The sequence below is a fragment of the uncultured Dialister sp. genome (genome assembly GCF_900541605.1).
In the GTDB taxonomy this organism is placed as follows: domain Bacteria; phylum Bacillota; class Negativicutes; order Veillonellales; family Dialisteraceae; genus Dialister.
Window position 1 is genome coordinate 1 of record NZ_UQKJ01000155.1, and the last position, 3938, is coordinate 3938.

Genomic DNA, 3938 nt, shown 5'->3' on the forward strand with positions numbered 1-3938 from the left:
TTATGAAATCTGACTCTGCAAATTAATCAGCGCTTCCCTAGCTTCTAGCGGCTAGCTGTTAGGAAAACTGATTCGCCTGCGGCGCTTTCTCATTCAATGTTTCCGTCAGCTGATCGTGCCGTAGGCTGGCCAGTTTTCCTAGAAGCTAATAGCTAAAAGCTGGCAGCCCCATGGGAGTGACTCTGTACACAAACATGCCAACCCACTAACCCGCCAAACCCATCAGCATGCTCCCCGAAATAGCCTATTTTTCCCTCATTTTTCCCATGCAATTATGGTATAATAAAATGGATTATCTATGAAAGGAAGAGACCATGGGAACGATCATCAGCATCATCAACCAGAAGGGCGGCGTAGGCAAGACTACCACCGCCGTGAACCTGGCTGCCTGCCTGGCGGATAAAGGTCACAGGACACTCTTAATCGATGAAGATTCACAGGGCAATTCCACGAGCGGCCTCAGCAAGTCCGTGGATTTCGAAAAAAGCCTTTACGATGTACTGCTGGATGATGAGCCGGTGGAAAATGCCATCGTAAAGACGGCGGTCAAAAAGCTCCATCTTCTGCCTGCTTCCATCGACCTGGCGGGGGCGGAAATTGAGATTGCTCCCCTTCCGGACCGGGAATCCCTGCTGAAGAAGAAAATAGAGTCCCTTCGGGAAGACTATGAGTATATACTTATTGACTGTCCCCCGTCTCTGGGCCTCATGACGCTGAATGCCCTCGTGGCCTCGGACTCCATTATCATTCCTATCCAGGCTGAATTTTATGCGCTGGAAGGGCTGTCCCAGCTGGTGAAGACGGTGCAGGTGGTGTCCCGCCGCATGAATCCCCGTCTCCATATCCTGGGCATTCTTCTCACCATGTTTGACGGGCGGACAAATCTGTCTCTCCAGGTGGCGGAGGAAGTCAAGAAATACTTCGGTTCCAAAGTGTTCCGTACTGTCATTCCCAGGACCGTGAAGCTGTCGGAAGCGCCGAGTTTTGGGGAACCGATTCTGACCTATGCCCCCAAGTCAAAGGGAACCGAGGCCTATAAGAAACTGTGTCGGGAGGTTTTGAAGCGTGAATAAGAAAAAATTGGGACGGGGCCTGGGAGAGCTTCTGGGCGATGACTATCAGGACACGGGGAAGGTTCTGGATCTTTCTGTAGACCGCATCGTTTCCAATCCCTGGCAGCCCCGGCAGGATTTCGATGAATCATCGTTATCATCCCTTTCGGCATCGATCAAAAAGGATGGCCTGATCCAGCCGGTGGCGGTACGGCAGAAGAAGGGTTCCTCTTCCTATGAGCTCGTCACCGGGGAGGGGCGCGGGGGGGCGGCGAAGATGGCGGGCCTTGTTACCATTCCTGCCATTGTCCTTGACTATGACGACCGGGGCATGGCGGAAATGGCACTGGTGGAAAACCTGCAGCGGAAAGACCTGAATCCCGTGGAAGAAGGGATGGCCTACCGGAAACTCATGGACACCTATGGCCTTACCCAGGAAGAGGTTTCCGAAAAAGTAGGAAGGAGCCGGCCCTATATTGCCAATATGCTCCGCCTCCTGGACCTGCCGGAAGAGGTACAGGATCTCCTGTCTTCCGAAAAGCTGACGGCCGGACAGGCAAGACCCCTCCTTGGTCTTGGGAGTGATGCAGAAAAAATCAGCCTGGCCCGGCGGATTGTGAAAGAAGGTCTTTCTGCCCGGCAGGTGGAAGAACTGGCACGGGCCGGCAAACCGAAGAAAACGAAAGAGAAGGATCCCATTTCCGAATATCTGAAGGCCATTGAAGAAAAGATGGGCCTTTCCGTGGGGACGAAGGTCCGTATCCGCGTGGGAAAAGGAAAGAATGCCCACAGGGGAACCATTTCCATTTCCTTTAAAAATGATGAAGAATTCCAGCGAATTGCAGGACTGCTTGATTCGCAGGGTAAATAATACAGGTGGAGTGTAAAGTACGATTATGATCAATCCCAATACAGTCATGTATGCCGGTGTCGGCATTGTTGTTATCCTTTTCCTTTTCATGGTTCTCCAGTACTTCCTGCTGAGAGCCAAAGTGAACCGGCTGTCGAAGAAATACAAGTATTTCATGAATGGGGAAGATGGCGGTTCCATTGAACTGAAGCTGTCCACCGAAGTACGGGAACTTCGGGAAATGGTGGCCTCTTCGGAAAATATGCTCCACCAGCAGGAACTTCTGGCCACCATGCAGCTCCAGTCTTTCCAGAAGGTGGGACTGGTGCGGTATGATGCCTTCGATGATACGGGAGACAAGCTGTCCTTTTCCCTGACACTGCTGGATGGGAAGAATAACGGCTTCATCCTGTCTTCCCTGGCGGGCCATGATACATCCCGAATCTATGCAAAACAGGTGGTCAAAGGCCAGTGCAAAGAGGCCCTGTCTTCGGAAGAAGCAGAAAGTATCAATATGGCCCTGGATACACTGATGCCGGACATTGCCAATGAAGGAGCTCCCCAGGGGGAACCATCCCAGGGTATCCCGGCAGACCGGAAAATCAATACGGCACAAAAATAATCATTCATGGGAGAGAGGGTTCGGTCCCAGGGGACCGTGGTTTATGAGGTAAGAACAGGGGGATATTGTAAGGGTCCTGTCCATCATTGGATTCCGGGGCCCCGTAGTATAGAAGCAGGTTCTGAATGAAGAAGACAATCAATGAAAAAACAGGAGAAGTGACCTTCTCCTTTACCGATAAAGAAATCAGAAAATTAAAAATCGGCGCCATCGCCGGAGCGGTTGTGTTTATCCTGAGCCTTGGCACTGCGGTTTATTCCGCCGCTTCCATGAATACTCTCCGGAATGAAAATGAGCTCTATAAAAACCAGCTGAAAATGGCGGAAGAAAAGATGGATGCCCTGGCGGATAAGACAAAGACCATCGAAAAAATGTCCGGCCAGCTGCAGGATATGATCAAAGCCAATAACAACGGCGCCGGACAGAATATCTCCACCTCCGGTGAAGGCGGACAGGGCGGCGCCTCCACGGTGCCGGATAAGGCCAGGGATGTGAAGGCTTCGGAACATGGAAATGCCTCTGCCGACGAAGGAGATAGCGACATTTCCACGCCGGGACAGCTTTTGAGCCGCATGCGGAAACTGGATCAGCGGTTGGACAGCCAGATCAAGACCATGATCGTCCTTCGGGAAAAACTCCTGAACCAGACCTATGGCTCCGCGGCTCCGCTGCTCCATACTTCCTCCACCACGCCGGATATCTGGCCCGTATCGGGAACGGTATCCAGTTCCTACGGGTTCAGGAACAGCCCCGGCGGCATCGGTTCCACCTACCATGAGGGCATCGACATTGCCGTGGACTATGGCACTCCTGTGGAAGCCACCGCTTCCGGCGTAGTCACCCAGGCAGGCTGGGTGGCAGGCTACGGAAACCTGGTGGAAATCAAGCATGACGGCGGTATTACCACCCGGTACGGCCATAACTCCGCGCTCCTGGTATCCGTGGGACAGCAGGTGGACCAGGGGACAGTTATCGCCCTGGCCGGCAGTACAGGAAACAGCACCGGCCCCCACTGCCACTACGAAGTGCGCATTAATGGGGACGCCGTGGATCCGGTATACTTCCTGCCTGCAAACCAGTAATTGTTGAAATTGAAAACACCGGGAAAGGAAATTTCCTTTCCCGGTGTTTTTTTCTATTGTCCGTTAGAATCATTGCCGTGGGGGCTGCCAGCTTCCCAAAAAGCTCCACCGCCTGAAAAGTAAAATGTTTCACGTGAAACAAAAGGACAGGATTGAGATTTGAGGAAAGAGAGTTGAGGTCCCGCGGCAACGCCGCAGGTTCGAATGTTGATGGATAGAGTCATTCGAGCGGAGCTTTTAGCTTCTATAGTAAACGACATTAATTACTTTACTTTAAATCAATGCATCTATGTGCTATACTTCAATTGGAGGTACAGTACATATGAACAATC

At 52.0% G+C, this 3938-nt stretch carries 4 protein-coding genes; all 4 read left to right on the forward strand.

Annotated features, from left to right (window positions below; translation table 11 throughout):
* The first annotated feature begins 314 nt into the window (after positions 1–314).
* A complete protein-coding gene (locus QZR21_RS08425; RefSeq protein ID WP_296974910.1) occupies positions 315–1073 on the forward strand; it encodes a ParA family protein in 759 nt (252 codons plus the stop codon).
* Entirely contained in the window at positions 1066–1923 is an 858-nt protein-coding gene (locus tag QZR21_RS08430) for a ParB/RepB/Spo0J family partition protein (RefSeq protein ID WP_296974913.1), read from the forward strand. The genes QZR21_RS08425 and QZR21_RS08430 overlap by 8 nt, the downstream gene beginning before the upstream one ends.
* Positions 1924–1948: 25 nt before the next feature.
* On the forward strand, positions 1949–2524 hold the full coding sequence (locus QZR21_RS08435) for a DUF4446 family protein (protein ID WP_296100058.1): 576 nt from the start codon (positions 1949–1951) through the stop codon (positions 2522–2524).
* A 125-nt stretch (positions 2525–2649) separates the two neighbouring features.
* A complete protein-coding gene (locus tag QZR21_RS08440; RefSeq protein ID WP_296100056.1) occupies positions 2650–3606 on the forward strand; it encodes a M23 family metallopeptidase in 957 nt (318 codons plus the stop codon).
* Positions 3607–3938 lie beyond the last annotated feature (332 nt).

What these genes read in the sequence shown, in the direction of transcription:
- QZR21_RS08425 (WP_296974910.1), top strand. Translation starts at nt 315, where the DNA reads ATGGGAACGATCATCAGCATCATCAACCAGAAGGGCGGCGTAGGCAAG.
- QZR21_RS08435 (WP_296100058.1), top strand. Translation starts at nt 1,949, where the DNA reads ATGATCAATCCCAATACAGTCATGTATGCCGGTGTCGGCATTGTTGTT.
- QZR21_RS08440 (WP_296100056.1), top strand. Translation starts at nt 2,650, where the DNA reads ATGAAGAAGACAATCAATGAAAAAACAGGAGAAGTGACCTTCTCCTTT.